The organism is Streptomyces sp. NPDC026672, assembly GCF_040638185.1.
Lineage (GTDB): Bacteria > Actinomycetota > Actinomycetes > Streptomycetales > Streptomycetaceae > Streptomyces.
In genome coordinates this window covers 39636-56108 of record NZ_JBEZXS010000034.1, presented here as the reverse complement: position 1 = coordinate 56108, position 16473 = coordinate 39636, and the positions used below count along the sequence as shown (strand labels likewise).

Below are 16473 nucleotides of genomic sequence, written 5' to 3'. Positions count from 1 at the left end.
GGTCAGTGCGCGGACCGGCCGAGTCGGGAGTCGATGAAGGAGAAGAGTTCGTCGGCCGAGGCGGCGTCGATCGCCGCCGACACGTCCACCTCGACCTCGGCGGCCACCGTGTCCCCCGGGCCGTCCGGGGCGTGCAGCGCGGCCGCCAGGGCCCGGAGCCGCTCGGCGATCTCCGCGCGCTGCGCCGGGTCGTCCGGCGGAGCGGCCAGCAGGGTCTCCAGCCGGTCGAGACCGTCCCCGAGCGCCCCCGCCTCCCGGCCGCCCGGAGCGGGCGCCGACCGTTCGGCCAGCAGGGCGGCGAGCGCGGCCGGCGTCGGGTGGTCGAAGACGGCGGTGGCGGGCAGCGTCGTCCCGGCGGCGGAACCGAGCCGGTTGCGCAGCTCGACCGCCGTCACCGAGTCGAAGCCCAGCTCCTGGAACGGCCGTTCCGCCTCCACCGTGTCCACGGAGGCGTGCCCCAGCACGGCGGCCACCTCGGCACGCACCAGTTCCAGGGCCCGGCGCCTGCGCTCGGACTCCGGCAGCCGGGCCAGCCGGTCGGCCCACGGCACGACGTCGTCCCCTGCGGCCCGCGCCCGCGCCCGGGGCCGGTCCGGCCCGGCCCCGCCCACCGCCACCGGCTGCCCCGCGTCCCGGGCCGGGGCCGGGGCGCCCGCCCCGCGCCGCGCGGCGTGGAACTCCTCGGCCGGTACGTCGCCGAACCCGACCGAGTCCACCGTGAGCACGGGCTGCCCCGCCGGATCGGTCAGCCGCAGCGCCACCGTGTCCGGGTCCGCCCCGGTGACCTCGGCACGCACCACGGTGGCCCCGACGGAGTGCAGCCGCACACCCCGCCACAGCACCGGCACCGGGACGTGGTCCGCGGCGGGCCGGTGCGGCAGGGACCGCAGCGCCGCGTCGATCAGACGCGGGTGCACGCCGTACAGCTCGGCCTCCTCGACCGCCTCCCCGGGCAACCGGACCTCGCCCCCGACCGGCGACCAGGGCACGGCGCCGGGCACCGTGTCCGTCTCCCCGCGCACCGGGTCCGTCTCCTCGTGCGCGGTACCGGTCTCTCCGTGCGCGGGAACCGGCAGGAGGAACCCGTCCGCGTGCAGGGTCCACGGAGCATCGGGCGCCTGGGCGTGGGCCGCGGCCACCGGCCGGGAGTGCACGCTCAGTTCACGCCTGTCGTCCGGCCCCGGCAGCAGTGCCCGGACCTGTATCTCGACACTGCCGTCGGCGGGCCACGCCAGCGGAGACAGCAGCCGCAGTTCGCCGATGCCGCCGCAGCCCGTCTCGTCGGCGGCGCGCAGGGCGAGCTCGACGAGCGCGGAGGCCGTCACGACGTCCGTACCGAACACGTGGTGCCGCGGCACCGACGACCCGCCGCGCGCGGAGACCCGCCGGGTGAACAGCACGTCGCCCGCTCCGGCGACGGCCGTCGCCGGACCCAGCAGCGGATGGCCCGCGTCCGGCCCCGCCGCCCCGTCCGTACCGCCGGCCACGGGCTCCAGCCAGTGGCGCGTGTCGTCGAAGGCGTAGGTCGGCAGCTCCACCGTCCGCGCCCCGGTGCCGTCGAACAGGGCACCCCAGTCCACGGCCGCACCCCGGACGAACACCCCGGCCAGCGCGGACAGCGTCTCCGGCACCTCCGGCCGGCCCCGGCGCAGCGCGGCCACCGCCGTGCCGCCCGCCGGCTCGGCGAGGCAGTCGAGCGCCATCGCGGCGCACACGTTGTCCGGGCCCACCTCCAGGAAGGTGGTCACCCCCGCCGCCTCCAGGGTGCGCACCGCGTCCAGGAAGCGGACCGGCCGCCGGATCTGCTCCACCCAGTACTCGGGCGACGACCACTGCCCCGGGGCGACGGCCGTACCGGTGACCGTCGACACGGCGGCGGTCGAGGGCTCGTGATAGGTCAGCCCGACCGCGACCCGCCGGAAGCCGTCCAGGACACCGTCCATGTGCGGCGAGTGGAAGGCATGGCTGACCGTCAGCCGGGTGGTGCGCCGGCCGTCCGCGCGCAGCCGCTCCGCCACGGCCTCGGCGGCCTCGGTGTCACCCGCCAGCACCACCGAGCGCGGCCCGTTGACGGCGGCCACCGCGAGGCGGTCGGCGTACCCGTCCAGCAGCGCCGCGACCGTGTCCTCGTCGGCCTGTACGGCGATCATGGCCCCGCCCGGCCGGGCGGCCTGCATGAGGCGGCCCCGGGCGGCGACCAGGGCGGCCGCGTCGGCGAGGTCGAGGACACCGGCGACATGGGCCGCGGCGAGCTCCCCGATGGAGTGTCCTGCCACGAAGTCGGGCGCCGCGCCGAAGGACTCCAGCAGCCGGAACAGCGCCACCTCCACGGCGAACAGCGCGGGCTGGGCGTCGACCGTCTCGTCGAGGCCCTGACCGGTCCGCAGGGTCTCGGCCAACGGCCGTTCGAGGTGCGGTCCGAAGGCGGCGGCGACGGCGTCGAAGGCACGGGCGTACGCGGGGAACGCCTCGTACAGTTCGCGCCCCATGCCCGGGCGCTGCGCGCCCTGCCCGGTGAACAGCCAGGCCGTCCTGCCGGAGCCCGCCTCGCCCCGGGCCACCCCGGGCGCTCCCTCGCCCGCAGCCAGCGCCCGCGCGCCCGCGACCAGGCCGTCGTGGTCCGCCACGAGCACCACCGCCCGGTGCCGGAAGACGGTACGGGTGGTGGCGAGGGAGTGGGCGAGGTCGAGGTGGTGCCCGGGGGCGTGTCCGGGGTGGTCGTCGAGGTGGGCGAGCAGGCGTCGGGCCTGGCCGCGCAGGGCGGTCTCCGACTTCGCGGACAGCAGCCAGGGCAGCACGGCAGGCGCAGGCGCAGGCACGGACACCGAAGCCGGAGCGGGCTCGCCGTCCGGTACGTCCCCGGCGACGGGCGCCTGTTCCAGGATCACATGGGCGTTGGTCCCCCCGAAGCCGAACGCGGAGACCGCGGCGCGGCGGGGCTGCCCGGTGTCGGGCCAGTCGTGCTGCTGCGTCAGGAGCCGTACGGAGCCGGAGTCCCAGTCGACGAGGGGGGTGGGCCGGTCGACGTGGAGGGTGCGGGGGAGGAGGCCGTGGCGCATGGCCTGCACCATCTTGATGACCCCGCCCACGCCGGCCGCCGCCTGCGTGTGCCCGATGTTGGACTTCAGCGACCCGAGCAGCAACGGCCGCTCGGCGGGCCGGTCCTGACCGTACGTGTTGAGGAGCGCCGTCGCTTCGATGGGGTCGCCGAGGCGGGTGCCGGTGCCATGGGCCTCGACGGCGTCGATCTCGGCGGGCCGCAGCCCGGCGTCGGTGAGCGCCTGCCGGATGACGCGCTCCTGGGCAGGACCGTTGGGCGCGGTCAGTCCGTTGCTGGCGCCGTCCTGGTTCACGGCGGAGCCGCGCAGGAGGGCGAGGACGGGATGGCCGTTGCGCCGGGCGTCGGAGAGCCGTTCGAGGACCAGCACACCGACACCCTCGGACCAGGACGTCCCGTCGGCGGTGGCGGAGAACGACTTGATGCGCCCGTCGGATGCCAGCCCCCGCAACCGCGAGAACTCGGTGAACGCCACCGGCGTCGCCATGACGGTCGCGCCCCCGGCGAGCGCGAGGGTGCACTCGCCGGCGCGCAGTGCCTGTGCGGCCAGGTGCATGGCGACCAGGGAGGACGAGCAGGCGGTGTCCACCGAGACGGCCGGGCCCTCGAACCCGAACGTGTAGGCCACCCGCCCCGAGGCGATGCTGCCCGCGCTCCCGCTGAACAGATACCCCTGCGCGTTCCGGGCCGGCAACCCGGGCCGGGACCCGTAGTCGTTGTACATGACCCCGGTGAAGACGGCGGTACGGCTCCCGTGCAGAGCGCGCGGCGCGATGCCGGCCCGCTCCAGCGCCTCCCACGCCGTCTCGAGCAGCAGCCGCTGCTGCGGATCGGTCGTCGACGCCTCGCGGGGCGACATGTCGAAGAACGCCGGGTCGAAGGCGTCCGCGTCGTGCAGGAAGCCGCCCTCACGGCTGTAACTGGTGCCCTCACGCTCCGCGTCCGGGTCGTACAGCCCCTCCAGGTCCCAGCCCCGGTTGTCCGGGAACGGCGTCACGGCGTCGACGCCGTCCACGACCAGCCGCCACAGGTCGTCGGGGGAGTCGACACCACCGGGGAAACGGCACGCCATGCCGACGACGGCGATCGGCTCCCGGTCGCCCTCCAGCTCCCGCACCCGGGCACGCGCCTCACGGGCATCCGCGATGGCTCGCCTGAGGTAGTCGCGCAGTTTCTCCTCGCCCGCCATGGTGCTCAACTCCCCGGTGTGAAGTATGTGTTCCGACGCCGGGCGGGCAAGGTGAGATCGGCCTTTCCCGTGCATTCCGGCGGTACGCATCGACGAAATCCGTCCTGGGTCCGCTTTTGCGGTTCTCGCCGGACCGGGTGCCGATCATAATGACGGGCCGAGCACGCCCCAGTAATTCAGCGGAGACGCCGATCCCGCGCTCGTCGATTACCTCGCAGTGGACGCCCGGTTGTCGGCCTCTCGTTAGCCTCCCGACAGGAGCAGCGGAAATAGGAGTGGCACGGTCACCGCGTGAGAGAAGGAAACAACGAACATGGTGCAACTGACCAACGAAGTCGAAAAGCACACCGCCCTCTATGTCGACGCGTTCAACGCCGGTGATGTGGACGCGGTCAATGCCATGTACACCGAGGAGGCCGTCGCCGTCTGGGAGCCGGGGCAGCCGCTGACCGGACAGGCCCGTGTCGACTCCGTCCGCGAATTCCTTTCCCGCGGGCCGCGGATGACGGCGGTTCCCCGGCAGTCGTTCGTGACGGGCGACACCGCTCTCCTCGTCGTCGACTGGACCATCGACACCACCGACGACCAGGGCAACGCCGAACACCTCCAGGGCATCGGCCTCGACGTCCTGCGCCGCGGCACGGACGGCAACTGGCGCTACGCCATCGACGACCCGTACGGCCAGGGCTGAACCGCACCGCCCGCCCCAACGACGAGTTCACACCGGAGGTTTCCCAGCCATGGGCCTTACCGTCGACATCGACTTCGACAAGCCGGACCTGACCGACGTCACCGACACGCAGAACGAGATCTTCCTGCAGGTGTTCAACCTGGGCGACGGCGAACTGTTCGACAAGCTCTACCGCGCGGACGCCATCTCGAACTTCTCCGGCACGCCCCTCACCGGCGCCGAACGCCGGGAATTCTTCAAGGAGTTCCTGGCCACCAACCCCAAGCTCCAGGCAGAGGTCACCCATTCCTGGGTGGCCGGCGACGTCGCCCTGATCGGCGTGCGCTTCGTCATCGACGGCACGGACCAGGACGGCCGGCCGATGCACCTGGAGGGCAACTGCACGGACGTGCTGCGCCGGGGCGACGACGGCCGGTGGCTCATGGCCATCGACCGGCCGGTCGCGGGGAGCCTGCTCCCCGAGTGACACCGACGCCCGCGGCGTCCCCGCGTGCACCCCGGGCCGATCCCCCCGACGGCCCGGGGTGCACGCATGTCCGCGCGGATGCGGGTGCGGATGCGGGTGCGGGTGCGGGTGCGGATGTCGGCCGGTGGGCGGTTGGTTGCCGACGAATGGACGGCCGATTCCCGGGCGCTCCTACGGTGGAGGCGCCGCAAGCGGGCCAGGCCGTGCGCGCGGAAACAGGACGTTCGGTATGGAGGCGGAATGACCCCGCTCGGCACGGGAGCGCACGACGTTCTGGACGCGGTACGCGACATCGTGCCGGTCCTCCGACGCAACGGCGCGGAATCCGAGGAGCGGCGCTGGCTGGTCGACGAGAACGTCGAACTGCTGGAGAAGGCCGGGGTCTTCCGCGCGGCCGTGCCCGAACGGTTCGGCGGCCTCGACCTGCCGGTGGCCGAGCAGGCCGAGATCATCGACGCCATCTCCCGCGGCTGTGCCTCGACCGGCTGGGTGGCCATGGTGTGGGTCTCCAGCGCCTGGATCGCGAGCCTCTATCCGGACCGTACCCAGGAAGAGGTCTTCGCGGACGGCTCCGTGCGGATCTCCGGCGGCTTCACCCCGTCCGGGACGCTCACCCCGGTGGCGGGCGGCTACCGGCTCGACGGCAGCTGGCGGTTCAACACCGGTGTGCTCGGCGCGCAGTGGAACATCTGCGCCGCCATGGCCGAACACCCCGACGGCCGCCGGGAGGAACTCTTCGCGCTGGTGCCGACCGAGGACGTCGTCGTCGCGGACGACTGGGACGTGTTCGGGGCCGTCGGCACCGGCAGCGCCACCTGCACGGTGCGGGACGTGTTCGTCCCGGCGCACCGCGTCGTCGACACCTCGGTCTACGACGCCTCCACCAAGGACCGCTGGAACGCCGACGCCAAGGGCCGCAACTACAACCTGCTGAGCTACGTCCTCGCCACCTGCGCCCCGGTGTACCTGGGCGTCGCGCGCTCCGCCCTTGAGCTGTTCGTCGAGCGCGCCGCGGGCAAGGCCATCGCCTACACCCACTGGACCGACCAGCGCGAACACCCGTACACCCAGATCACGGTGGGCCGCGCGGCCGCCCGGCTCGCCGCCTGCGAGGCGCTGTCCCGGGACTGGCTGCGGGTCATCCAGGAACGCGCCGACCGCAGCGAGAAACTGACCGCCGAGGAGAAGGCGGCGGTGCGGGGCCAGGTCGGCTACGTGGTGGAGGCCACCAAGGCGGTGGTGGACATGCTGTACGACGTCAGCTCCGCCTCCACCATCATGCGCGGCAACGACTTCCAGCGGGCGTTCCGCGACATCGCCGCGCTGTCCCTGCACGGGCTGCTGACGCCGACCAGCTCCCTGGAGGCGTACGGCCGCGTCGTCCTCGGCCTCGACCCGGGCACCGACTACCTCTGAGCCGTCCACCGCGGGCCCCCTCCCACCGGGGACCCGCCTCCCGCGGCTACCCGGACGCCTTGAGCAACTCGACGACGCTGGAGAAGCTGTCGGCCGCGTGACCGGCGTCCACGGCCTGGCGGAACAGGCACACCGCCGCGGACTGGAACGAGGTGTCCACGCCCGCGTCGTCGATGGTGCGCAGCACGTGCTCCACGCTCGCCAGCCCCATCGTCAGACGGTCGACGTCGCCGCTGTGGTTGCCGGCGTCGATGCGCTCGGCGTAGAAGCCGAGGAACCGCGGCAGGGCGAGCATGGTGTCCTGGGCGTGCGGCAGGATGTCCGCCGCCTTCAGGCCGTTGGCGTCGGCGAGCGCGATCGCCTGCCAGTAACTGAGCATGGACGGCCAGAACATCGCCATCCCGATCTGGTACATGAGCGCGGCGAGACCGGGCTCCTCACCGAGGAAGTCGGTGCCGGTGAGCATTTCGAGGCTCTCCCGGTGCCGGTCGAACGCGGCCCGCGGCCCGCTGTAGAAGGTCTTCGAACCGGGATCGCCGATGCCCGCCGGCGGAACGGTCACCCCGCCCGTGAGGTGCACCCCGCCCCGCTCGGTGATCCAGCGGGAACCGGCCCGCGTCCGCTCCGGGGTGTCGGAGCTGAGATTGACGAAGACGCGGCCCGCGAGCACGTCGGACGCCGGTTCCAGGACGGCGTGCACGGCGTCGTAGTCGGTCAGGCTCAGGATCACCAACTCGTTGGCGAGGACGGCGTCCACGACGTCGCCGGCCAGGACGGCCCCGCGGGCCACGAGGCCGTCGGCCCGGGACGCGGTGCGGTTCCACAGGGTGACGTCATGGCCGCCGTCGAGGAGGACGGCGGCCATGGCCCGGCCCATGGGGCCGAGCCCGACGAGGGTGACAGACCGGTTGCAGCTCATAGCGGGGGACCTCCGATGGCCTGTGGCGCAATCTGGAATACACGCTCTAATGAGTTTATTGGGCGAGTGCTCCACTCGGTGAAAAAACCATCCCGACGACCACCGCACACGCCCCGACCGGCATGTCCCGGCCGGTTCCGCCACGACACCGCCGGAACAGGCCCATTGACCGGAGAGTGGCATTCCGAAGACCAATTCGGCGCCTTGTGTAAACGCCAGGTTTCGGACCGGACGGAAAGCCGATCCGGCGAGGATCGCTCCGTTACCGGCGCGTGAGTGAGGACAGGATGGGGTCGACTAGGGTCAGCGGCGTCCTCCTTCCGAATTCGTCAGATGCGACCGGAATCAGTCGTGTTCGAACTGCCCACCGGCCGTACTGGAACGGCATGTCGATGCCCGGTATTCGGGGACCTCACTCAAGGAAAGCAGCAGGCATAACAGTGCGACGAAACACCGCAGGACCCGGGCTCTCCCGAGAGATATCCCGCCGGTCGGTCATACGCGCGGGCGCGGGCCTCACCGCCGCCACCGCCCTGACCCTCACGGCGTCGGAGATCTTCGCCCCCGCCCGAGCCGCTGCCGCCGACAACTACGACGTCATCGTCGTCGGCGCCGGCTACGCGGGCATCACCGCCGCCCGTGAACTGCGGCTTCAGGGCCGCCGGGTCCTCATCGTGGAAGCCCGGGACCGCATCGGCGGCCGCACCTGGACCGACACCCTCGCCGGCAAGCAGATCGAGATGGGCGGCACCTGGGTGGAGACCACCCAGCCGCACGTGGGAGCCGAACTCACGCGGTACGGCATCGCCCTGGTCCCCGACGCCGACCCGGAACGGGCCTTCTTCCCCACCCCCTCCGGTCCCGCCGAGTTCGCCCCCGGCGAGGGCTTCGGACTGATGGGCTCCGTCTACGAGAGGATCTTCGACGGTTCCCAGCAGTACTTCGAGCGCCCCTTCGAACCCCTGCACCGCCTGGACCTGCTGAAGAGCCTCGACAAGCTCTCACTGCGCGACCGCCTCGACCAGATGGGGCTCAGCCGCGAGCAGGAACTCATGGTCAACGGCCAGACCGCGGTGTACTCGGGCGGCTCCAGCGCCACCGGCGCCCTCACGATGCTCGCCCAGTGGTGGGCGCTGTCCGGCTGGAACAACGACGGCTGGAACGAGACCATGAAGTACCGCATGTCCACCGGCACGGTGGGCCTGCTCAACGCCATGCTCAACGCCACCCAGCCGACCGTCGTCCTGAACTCCCCGGTCTCCAGGATCGCCCTGAGCGGCACCACCTACAGCGTCACCACCCGCTCCGGAACGATCTTCACCGCACCGGCGGTCGTCGTCGCCGTACCGGTCAACGTCTGGCAGACGATCACGTTCTCCCCCGCACTGCCGGCGGCCCACACCACGGCCACCTCCCAGGGCATCGGCGTGAAGACCGGCACCAAGCTCTGGATCCACGGCCGCAGCTCGCAGGGCAGGTTCTACGCCCAGGGCGCGGAGGGCGGATCGCCGATCACCATGCTGCTCCCCGACAAGCCGACCTCCACGGGCCAGCTCTACACCGCGTTCAGCACGGACCCGTCCTTCGACCCGACCAACTTCTCCCGGGTCACCGCCGCCGTCAAACAACTGGGAGCGGACATGGAGGTGCTCGCCGTCAAGGCCCAGCGGTGGGGCAGCGACCCGTTCGCCCGCGGCGGCTGGGCCTTCCGGAAGCCGGGCCAGCTGACCACCCTCTACCCCGACCTGCTCAAGCCCAGCGGCCGACTCGCCTTCGCCAGTGCGGACATGGCCAACGGCTGGAGCGGATACATCGACGGGGCGATCGAGTCGGGCATCAGGGCGGCCGCACAGATCGCGGCCGCCTGATCCGTGCGGGGCCGGCACTGAGGTGGTGACGCGCACGCCGGAGAACCGGAGCGCGTCACCACCGGCCGGGATCACAGGTAGTCGTTGTCCGGTTCGAGGCCGAGCAGCACCCGCCCGTGCACCTCGAGGCTGCTGAGCGGATTCATCAGACCGTGCAGATACAGCCCCTGGATGTCGCGGTAGACACGCTGGAACGGCGCGGTACGGGCGATCACCGAGGCACTGCTCACCGCGTGCAGGGTGTCCACCGCCTCCTTGGCCAACTGGACCGCGTACCCCATCCGCCCCCGCAGCTCAGCCCGGTCCTCCAGCGACAACTGGACGCCCTCGTCCGCCGCCTGCTGCATACGGCGGCACCAGTCGGCCGACAGCGCCTCGGCGGCGTGGATCTTGTTGGCCGCCAGACCGACCTGGATCTGGGTGTGCGGGTGCAGGCTCTGGTCGCTCCAGTGCGTGTACGCGAGCGCCTTGCCCGGCACACGCTCCAGCGTGAGATCGAGCGCGTGCCGGGCGAGACCGATGAAGACGGGGACGGACAGCGCCATCACATAGGCCGTCAGCCCGTAGTTGCGCCCGGTGGCACCGCCGTTGGACCGCCCGCCGACCGTGCCCTCCAGGACCTCGATCCCGTCGACCACCCGGTGGGCCGGGACGAACAGGTCCTCCACCGTGGTGGTGACGCTGCCGGTGCCGGACGCCGAGGTCACCTCCCAGTCGTCGGCGATCTTGACGTCGGACACCGGGACGATGGCGAAGATCTCCCGGGGCTCGTCCTGCCCCGACTCCAGCATCGCCGCGTAGATGTTCCAGTCCGCGCCCCGCACACCGGTGTTGAAGCGCCAGCTGCCGTTGAGGACGTAACCGCCCTCCGTCTCCACGGCCGTCCCGGTGGGCGTGAAACCACCGGAGATCCGGACCGAACCGCCGGCGAAGACCTCCTTCTGGGCCTTGTCCGGGTACTGCGTGGCGATCCAGGCACTGGAGACCCAGGCACACGCCACCCACCCGGTGGACCCACAGCCCCGCGCGATCTCGCTGACGACCCGCACCTGGGCCGCGACCGGAAGATCGGCACCGCCGAACTCGGCCGGAACGGCGACCCGGAAAACGTCCGCCTTATCCATCAGTGCGATATTCTCGTCCGGAATCCATCCGCGTTCCTCGGCCTGCAGGCCATTGGCCCGCAACGCGGGGACGATTCCTTTCACGGCATCCAGCACGAGCTCCGCCCTGATTTCGCCGTCGACCATGACGTCTCCCTCGTCCTTTCGGTTTTCATCGGAATCCGCGCCGAGGCTAGCATGGGAAAGGAATTCTCCGGTTCCGCATGTCCATGTACCAGTAACCCTCCCGGAATTGCCCGGTCATTCACAGCCGGTTCTCATATTCACCCGGCACGGTGAAAACACTCGGCACATGAATTCGCTTTCCGGTGCGGGACGTGGAGGACGTGCGGGACATGGAGGGACGTGGGGACGGACCGGCCGTGGCCCCGGGACCGACAGCTTCCCGGGGCCACGCGTCCTTCAGGCGACCTACCGGCCGTGCCGCAGACTCACTGCGCCGACTTCCTGAACTGCTCGATCATCGCGGCGTAGCTCAGGCCACCCTGGCCGGCCGCGATCGCACGGTCGGTCAACGCCTTGACGAAGGAGGGCAGTTCGGCGCTGACACCGGTGCTCTCGCTCTCGTGGATCAGGTGGATCATCGTCGCGTAGTGCGTGTCGATGGTCGCGTCGTGGGCGGTGAAGTCACCCGAGTCGATCTGACCGGCGTACGCCGTCACGAAGTTGGTCACGGCCCCGATCCAGTTGTTCGCGAACGGCGCGAACGTCGACGCCTTGACGTCGGCGGCCCCCAGGAGCGCGACACCGTGGAGGAAGCTGTTGAGCACCCCCCACATGACACCGAGCAGCGCCACGTCGTACAGCGACGCGAGACCGTGGTCCTCACCCAGGTGGGTCGTACCGGCACCGAGCGCCTTCAGGGCGGGCTCGACACGGCCGTAGGTCTCCGCGGAACCGCCGTACAGGAGCACGGCGTCCGGCGTACCGATGATCGGCGGGATCGCCATGATCGCGCCGTCGAGGTACTCGGCGCCGATCCCGGCGGCCCACGTGGCCGTGTCACGGGCCGTCTCGGAGTCACCGGAGGTCAGGTTGACGATCGTCCTGCCGACGAGCTCGGCGGCCAGGGGACGCAGCAGGCTGCGGACGACGTCGTAGTCGGTCACGCACACGACCACCAGGGAACTGGCCTCGACCGCCTCACCGGCGGAAGCGGCGAGCACGGCACCCTGCTCCACCAGGCCGGCCGCCTTGTCCGCGGACCGGTTCCACACCGTCGTGGGGTGACCCGCCTTGAGGAAGGCCCCGGCGAGGGCCTGGCCCATGAGGCCCAGACCGATCACGGTGACCGGGGTTCGATTCTCAACCGCCATCAGAAAAATCCCATTCGTGAGTGCGTAACGCTCGTGGGGCACCACGAAGAGGACGCGTGAACGCGCCCCGAAGTGCCCCCGGATACAGGCTGGTCCATGCATTCCCGAGTGACAAGTACGCACTTTCTGGTGCGTGGTAACCAACTGGTAAGCAAGAAGGAACCCGCTCGTCTTTCCGCTGCTCGGGAAAGGCGGAGCCCCGGCACTCCACAATGGCCGGAAACGGCCCACGGAAGTCATTCGACGCGCCGCCCGCCACCGCACCGGCCGGCGCCCGGCGCCACCCGGACCCCGGGGCCGGCCTGCCCACCTGCGGGAAGACGGGGCTCCAGGCCCGTGCGATACCGTTGTCCCTGCTCACCGGTGATGAACTGCGGAGTAGGGAGCCGTGTATGACGAAGGGGCCGTACATCTGTGGCTTGGACGCAGCGATGGATGTCGTCGGGGGCAAGTGGAAAGCCTTGATCCTCTGGGAACTGCGCGTCTGCCCACGGCGTTTCGGGCAACTCCGCCAATCCCTGAAAGGCATCAGCGAGAAGATGCTCGTACAGCGGCTCAGGGAGTTGGAGGCCGCTGGAATCGTGTACCGCGAAGTACACCACGAGGTACCACTGAAGGTCGAATACGGCCTCACCGAACTCGGCACGGCCCTCTTCCTCACCCTGCTGCCCCTGGCCGACTGGGGCGAGCAGTACATGGCCGAGACCGACGAAGCCCCCCACGCGGTGACCACGACCGGCGCCCTGGCCTGACCCTCAGGCCCCAGTCACCACCACAACGGTGACCACATGCCCGCCCCTTGTCGTGAGGCGGAAGCGAACCGTAACCGCATGCGCTATAGTGGATCTTGAGCCGGTCGCAATAACTCCCTTCGACCGGAGCTGCGTTGGTGGTCCAAGGAAAGACGCCCCGCTTCCTGCGGGGAAATGCAGGTGCAAGGCCTGCCCGGCGCTCGATCACAGGGCCCGTCCGCACATCGCGGACGGGCCCTGCCCATTGCCGACAGGCAGGAACGGCCGCAGCCGTTTCCACTCCGCATCGTCGTGGCGCAGAGCGCGGACCGCGTCCCCGCCGGGGAAGCCGCCGCGAAGGGCGTCCCACTCGGCTCCGCCGTCGAAGTCACCGCCGCCGACGGCACCTGACCGCCCGAGTACGGTCAGCCGGTGACGGTCCAGGTGTCGCCGCCCGCGAGCAGCGCGGCCAGGTCGCCCTCGCCGTGCCGTTCGACGGCCGTGTCGAGCTGCCCGGCCATCAGGGCGTCGTAGACGGGCCGTTCGACCGAGCGGAAGACCCCGATCGGGGTGTGGTGGAGGGTCTCCGGATCGGCGAGGCGGGAGAGGGCGAAGGCGGTGGCCGGGGACGCGGCGTGCGCGTCGTGGACCAGGACGGCCGCCTCGTTCCCCGGGGCCACCGCGACGACCCGCAGCTCACCGGTCGCCGGTTCGCGGACCACGCCCCACGCATGGTCCGCCCCGAACCGGACCGGCCGGCCGTGCTCCAGCCGGATCACCGTCTCGCCCGCCGACCGCCGGTCCTTCAGGGCGTCGAAGGCACCGTCGTTGAAGATGTTGCAGTTCTGGTAGATCTCGACCAGCGCCGTGCCGGGATGGGCGGCCGCCCGACGCAGCACCTCCGTGAGGTGCTCGCGCTCGGAGTCGACGGTCCGTGCCACGAACGACGCCTCCGCGCCGAGCGCCAGCGACACCGGGTTGAAGGGCGTGTCCAGCGAGCCCATCGGCGTCGACTTGGTGATCTTGCCGAGCTCGGAGGTGGGCGAGTACTGCCCCTTGGTGAGGCCGTAGATCCGGTTGTTGAACAGCAGGATCTTCAGGTTCACGTTCCGCCGCAGGGCGTGGATCAGGTGGTTGCCGCCGATGGACAGCGCGTCGCCGTCGCCCGTGACCACCCACACGCTCAGGTCCCGCCGGGAGGTGGCCAGCCCCGTCGCGATCGCCGACGCCCGTCCGTGGATGGAGTGCATGCCGTAGGTGTTCATGTAGTACGGGAAGCGGGAGGAGCAGCCGATGCCCGACACGAAGACGATGTTCTCCCTGGCCAGGCCCAGTTCCGGCAGGAAGCCCTGGACGGCCGCCAGGATCGCGTAGTCACCGCAGCCGGGGCACCAGCGCACTTCCTGGTCGGACCTGAAGTCCTTCGCCCGGAGCCCGGGTTCAGCCCTCCGGAGCCCGGGTTCAGCCCTCCGGGGCTCGGGTTCAGTCCTCACGAAGCGCCTCCCGCAGTGCGCGTGCCAGTTGGTCCGCCTTGAACGGCATGCCGTTGACCTGGGTGATGGACCGCACGTCGATCAGGTACCTCGCGCGCAGCAGCAGCGCCAGCTGTCCCAGGTTCATCTCGGGCACCACGACCCGCTCGTACCGGGCGAGCACCTCGCCGAGGTCGGCCGGGAACGGGTTGAGATGGCGCAGATGGGCCTGTGCGACGAAGACTCCGGCCGCCCGCAGCCGGCGCACCGCTGCCGTGACGGGCCCGTAGGTGGAGCCCCAGCCCAGCACCAGGCCGCTCGCCCCGTGCGGATCGTCGACCGCGGTGCCGGGGACGTCGATGCCGTCGACCTTGGCCTGGCGGGTGCGGACCATGAGGTCGTGGTTGGCCGGGTCGTAGGAGATGTTCCCCGTGCCGTCCTCCTTCTCGATCCCGCCGACGCGGTGCTCGAGGCCGGGCGTGCCGGGGACCGCCCAGGGGCGGGCGAGGGTGCCCGGGTCGCGTGCGTACGGCCGGAAGACCTCGCTGCCGTCGGCCAGGACGTGGTTGGGGCCCCGCGCGAACGGCACCCGCAGATCAGGGAGTTCGTCCGGGGCCGGGATCCGCCAGGGTTCCGAGCCGTTGGCCAGGTAGCCGTCCGACAGGAGGAAGACCGGGGTCCGGTACGTCAGCGCGATCCGGGCCGCCTCCAGGGCGGCGTCGAAGCAGTCCGCGGGGGCGCGCGGGGCGACGACCGGGACCGGCGCCTCGCCGTTGCGTCCGAACATCGCCTGGAGCAGGTCCGCCTGCTCGGTCTTGGTCGGCAGACCGGTGGACGGCCCGCCCCGCTGGACGTCGACGATCACCAGCGGCAGCTCCATGGAGACCGCCAGCCCGATCGTCTCCGACTTCAGTGCCACACCGGGGCCGCTGGTGGTGGTCACCGCCAGCGAGCCGCCGAAGGCCGCGCCGAGCGCCGCCCCGATGCCCGCGATCTCGTCCTCGGCCTGGAAGGTGCGGACGCCGAAGTTCTTGTGCCTGCTGAGCTCGTGCAGGATGTCCGAGGCCGGGGTGATCGGGTACGAGCCCAGGAACAGCGGCAGATCCGCCTGCCGGGACGCCGCGATCAGACCGTGGGACAGCGCCTGGTTGCCGGAGACGTTGCGGTAGACGCCGGGCGGGAACGCCGCGGTCGCCGGGGCGACCTCGTAGGAGACGGCGAAGTCCTCGGTGGTCTCGCCGAAGTTCCAGCCCGCCCGGAACGCGGTGATGTTCGCCGCCGCGACCGAGGGCCTCCCGGCGAACTTCGCCGTCAGGAACTTCTCCGGGCCTTCGGGAGGCCGGTTGTACATCCAGCTCAGCAGCCCCAGCGCGAACATGTTCCTGCTGCGCCCGGCCTCCTTGCGGGACAGCCCGAAACCGCCCAGCGCCTCTGCCGTCAGCGTGGTCAGCGGCACCGCGTGGAGGCGGTAGCCGTCCAGCGAGCCGTCCTCCAGCGGGGAGGCGCCGTACCCGGCCCTCCGCAGCGCCCGTCCGGTGAATTCGTCCGCGTCGACGATGATCTCCGCACCGCGCGGCAGGTCGCCGGTGTTCGCCTTCAGGGCGGCCGGGTTCATCGCCACCAAGACGTCGGGCGCGTCGCCGGGGGTGAGGATGTCGTGGTCGGCGAAGTGCAGCTGGAACGACGACACTCCGGGCAGGGTGCCGGCGGGCGCGCGGATCTCGGCGGGGAAGTCGGGCAGCGTCGACAGATCGTTGCCGAACGACGCCGTCCCGGCGGTGAACCGGTCACCGGTGAGCTGCATCCCGTCCCCGGAGTCCCCCGCGAACCTGATGACCACCCGGTTCAGCCGGCGGACGTCCTTCGGTCCCGGTGCCCGGGCGCCCGCAGCGCGTGCTGAGGCCATGTTCACGTTCCCTTTCCTCAGGATGGTGTCAAGCACGACCCGGTGGGCGTGTCGGCCGGAAGGCCGCCGATTCGTCCCTGTTTCTTAGCAAAAACATGTCGATAGCGTGCTCTTCTGGGCAGCGGTCAAGCGCTTCGCTGTCCGTGTCGGGTGAGATGGCGCACGTATACGTCGTACGCGTGCCTGTGTACGATGTATTGGGAGATCATGAACCGCTGTGTCGGTCGCCGTTCGGCGAGCCGCCTTGTAAATGATGTTTCCGCAATTCTTCACTGTTTCAGCAGCGTTTCCTATTTCCTTTGTCTACGCAGTGTCAA

10 protein-coding genes and 1 pseudogene are annotated in these 16473 nt (G+C 71.0%); 5 read left to right on the top strand and 6 right to left on the bottom strand.

Features of this window, described 5'->3' with window-relative positions; translation table 11 throughout:
• Positions 1 to 2 precede the first annotated feature (2 nt).
• Positions 3 to 4247 carry a beta-ketoacyl synthase N-terminal-like domain-containing protein gene (locus AB0F77_RS31765; RefSeq protein ID WP_361955148.1) on the bottom strand — a complete coding sequence of 1415 codons (4245 nt, stop codon included), beginning with the start codon at positions 4245 to 4247 and terminating at the stop codon, positions 3 to 5.
• A 313-nt stretch (positions 4248 to 4560) separates the two neighbouring features.
• On the opposite strand from AB0F77_RS31765, the gene AB0F77_RS31760 reads away from it, so the two are divergent.
• The 3 genes from AB0F77_RS31760 (at position 4561) to AB0F77_RS31750 (ending at position 6820) form a co-directional block, all read left to right on the top strand.
• Complete coding sequence (locus AB0F77_RS31760) at positions 4561 to 4938, top strand: DUF4440 domain-containing protein (protein ID WP_361955125.1); 378 nt, start codon at positions 4561 to 4563, stop codon at positions 4936 to 4938.
• 49 nt (positions 4939 to 4987) lie between these two features.
• Complete coding sequence (locus tag AB0F77_RS31755; protein WP_361955124.1) at positions 4988 to 5404, top strand: nuclear transport factor 2 family protein; 417 nt, start codon at positions 4988 to 4990, stop codon at positions 5402 to 5404.
• Positions 5405 to 5644: 240 nt separating this feature from the next.
• Positions 5645 to 6820 carry an acyl-CoA dehydrogenase family protein gene (locus tag AB0F77_RS31750; protein ID WP_361955123.1) on the top strand — a complete coding sequence of 392 codons (1176 nt, stop codon included), beginning with the start codon at positions 5645 to 5647 and terminating at the stop codon, positions 6818 to 6820.
• Positions 6821 to 6866: 46 nt separating this feature from the next.
• On the opposite strand, the gene AB0F77_RS31745 is transcribed toward AB0F77_RS31750, so the two are convergent.
• Complete coding sequence (locus AB0F77_RS31745; protein ID WP_361955122.1) at positions 6867 to 7739, bottom strand: NAD(P)-binding domain-containing protein; 873 nt, start codon at positions 7737 to 7739, stop codon at positions 6867 to 6869.
• 440 nt (positions 7740 to 8179) lie between these two features.
• On the opposite strand from AB0F77_RS31745, the gene AB0F77_RS31740 reads away from it, so the two are divergent.
• Complete coding sequence (locus tag AB0F77_RS31740; protein WP_361955121.1) at positions 8180 to 9607, top strand: NAD(P)/FAD-dependent oxidoreductase; 1428 nt, start codon at positions 8180 to 8182, stop codon at positions 9605 to 9607.
• A gap of 71 nt (positions 9608 to 9678) precedes the next feature.
• Here the strand turns inward: AB0F77_RS31740 and AB0F77_RS31735 are convergent, their stop codons facing one another.
• Positions 9679 to 10857 carry an acyl-CoA dehydrogenase family protein gene (locus tag AB0F77_RS31735; protein WP_361955120.1) on the bottom strand — a complete coding sequence of 393 codons (1179 nt, stop codon included), beginning with the start codon at positions 10855 to 10857 and terminating at the stop codon, positions 9679 to 9681.
• A 305-nt stretch (positions 10858 to 11162) separates the two neighbouring features.
• On the bottom strand, positions 11163 to 12047 hold the full coding sequence (locus tag AB0F77_RS31730) for an NAD(P)-binding domain-containing protein (protein WP_361955119.1): 885 nt from the start codon (positions 12045 to 12047) through the stop codon (positions 11163 to 11165).
• A 392-nt stretch (positions 12048 to 12439) separates the two neighbouring features.
• Here AB0F77_RS31730 and AB0F77_RS31725 point away from each other — a divergent pair, with 392 nt between their 5' ends.
• Entirely contained in the window at positions 12440 to 12799 is a 360-nt protein-coding gene (locus tag AB0F77_RS31725; protein WP_361955118.1) for a helix-turn-helix domain-containing protein, read from the top strand.
• 404 nt (positions 12800 to 13203) lie between these two features.
• Here AB0F77_RS31725 and AB0F77_RS31720 read toward each other — a convergent pair.
• Both AB0F77_RS31720 and AB0F77_RS31715 read right to left on the bottom strand, forming a co-directional pair.
• Positions 13204 to 14202 (bottom strand): annotated as a pseudogene (locus tag AB0F77_RS31720) (2-oxoacid:ferredoxin oxidoreductase subunit beta); the annotation flags it as partial.
• Between the two features lie 58 nt (positions 14203 to 14260).
• On the bottom strand, positions 14261 to 16156 hold the full coding sequence (locus AB0F77_RS31715; RefSeq protein WP_361955117.1) for a 2-oxoacid:acceptor oxidoreductase subunit alpha: 1896 nt from the start codon (positions 16154 to 16156) through the stop codon (positions 14261 to 14263).
• Between the last annotated feature and the right edge of the window lie 317 nt (positions 16157 to 16473).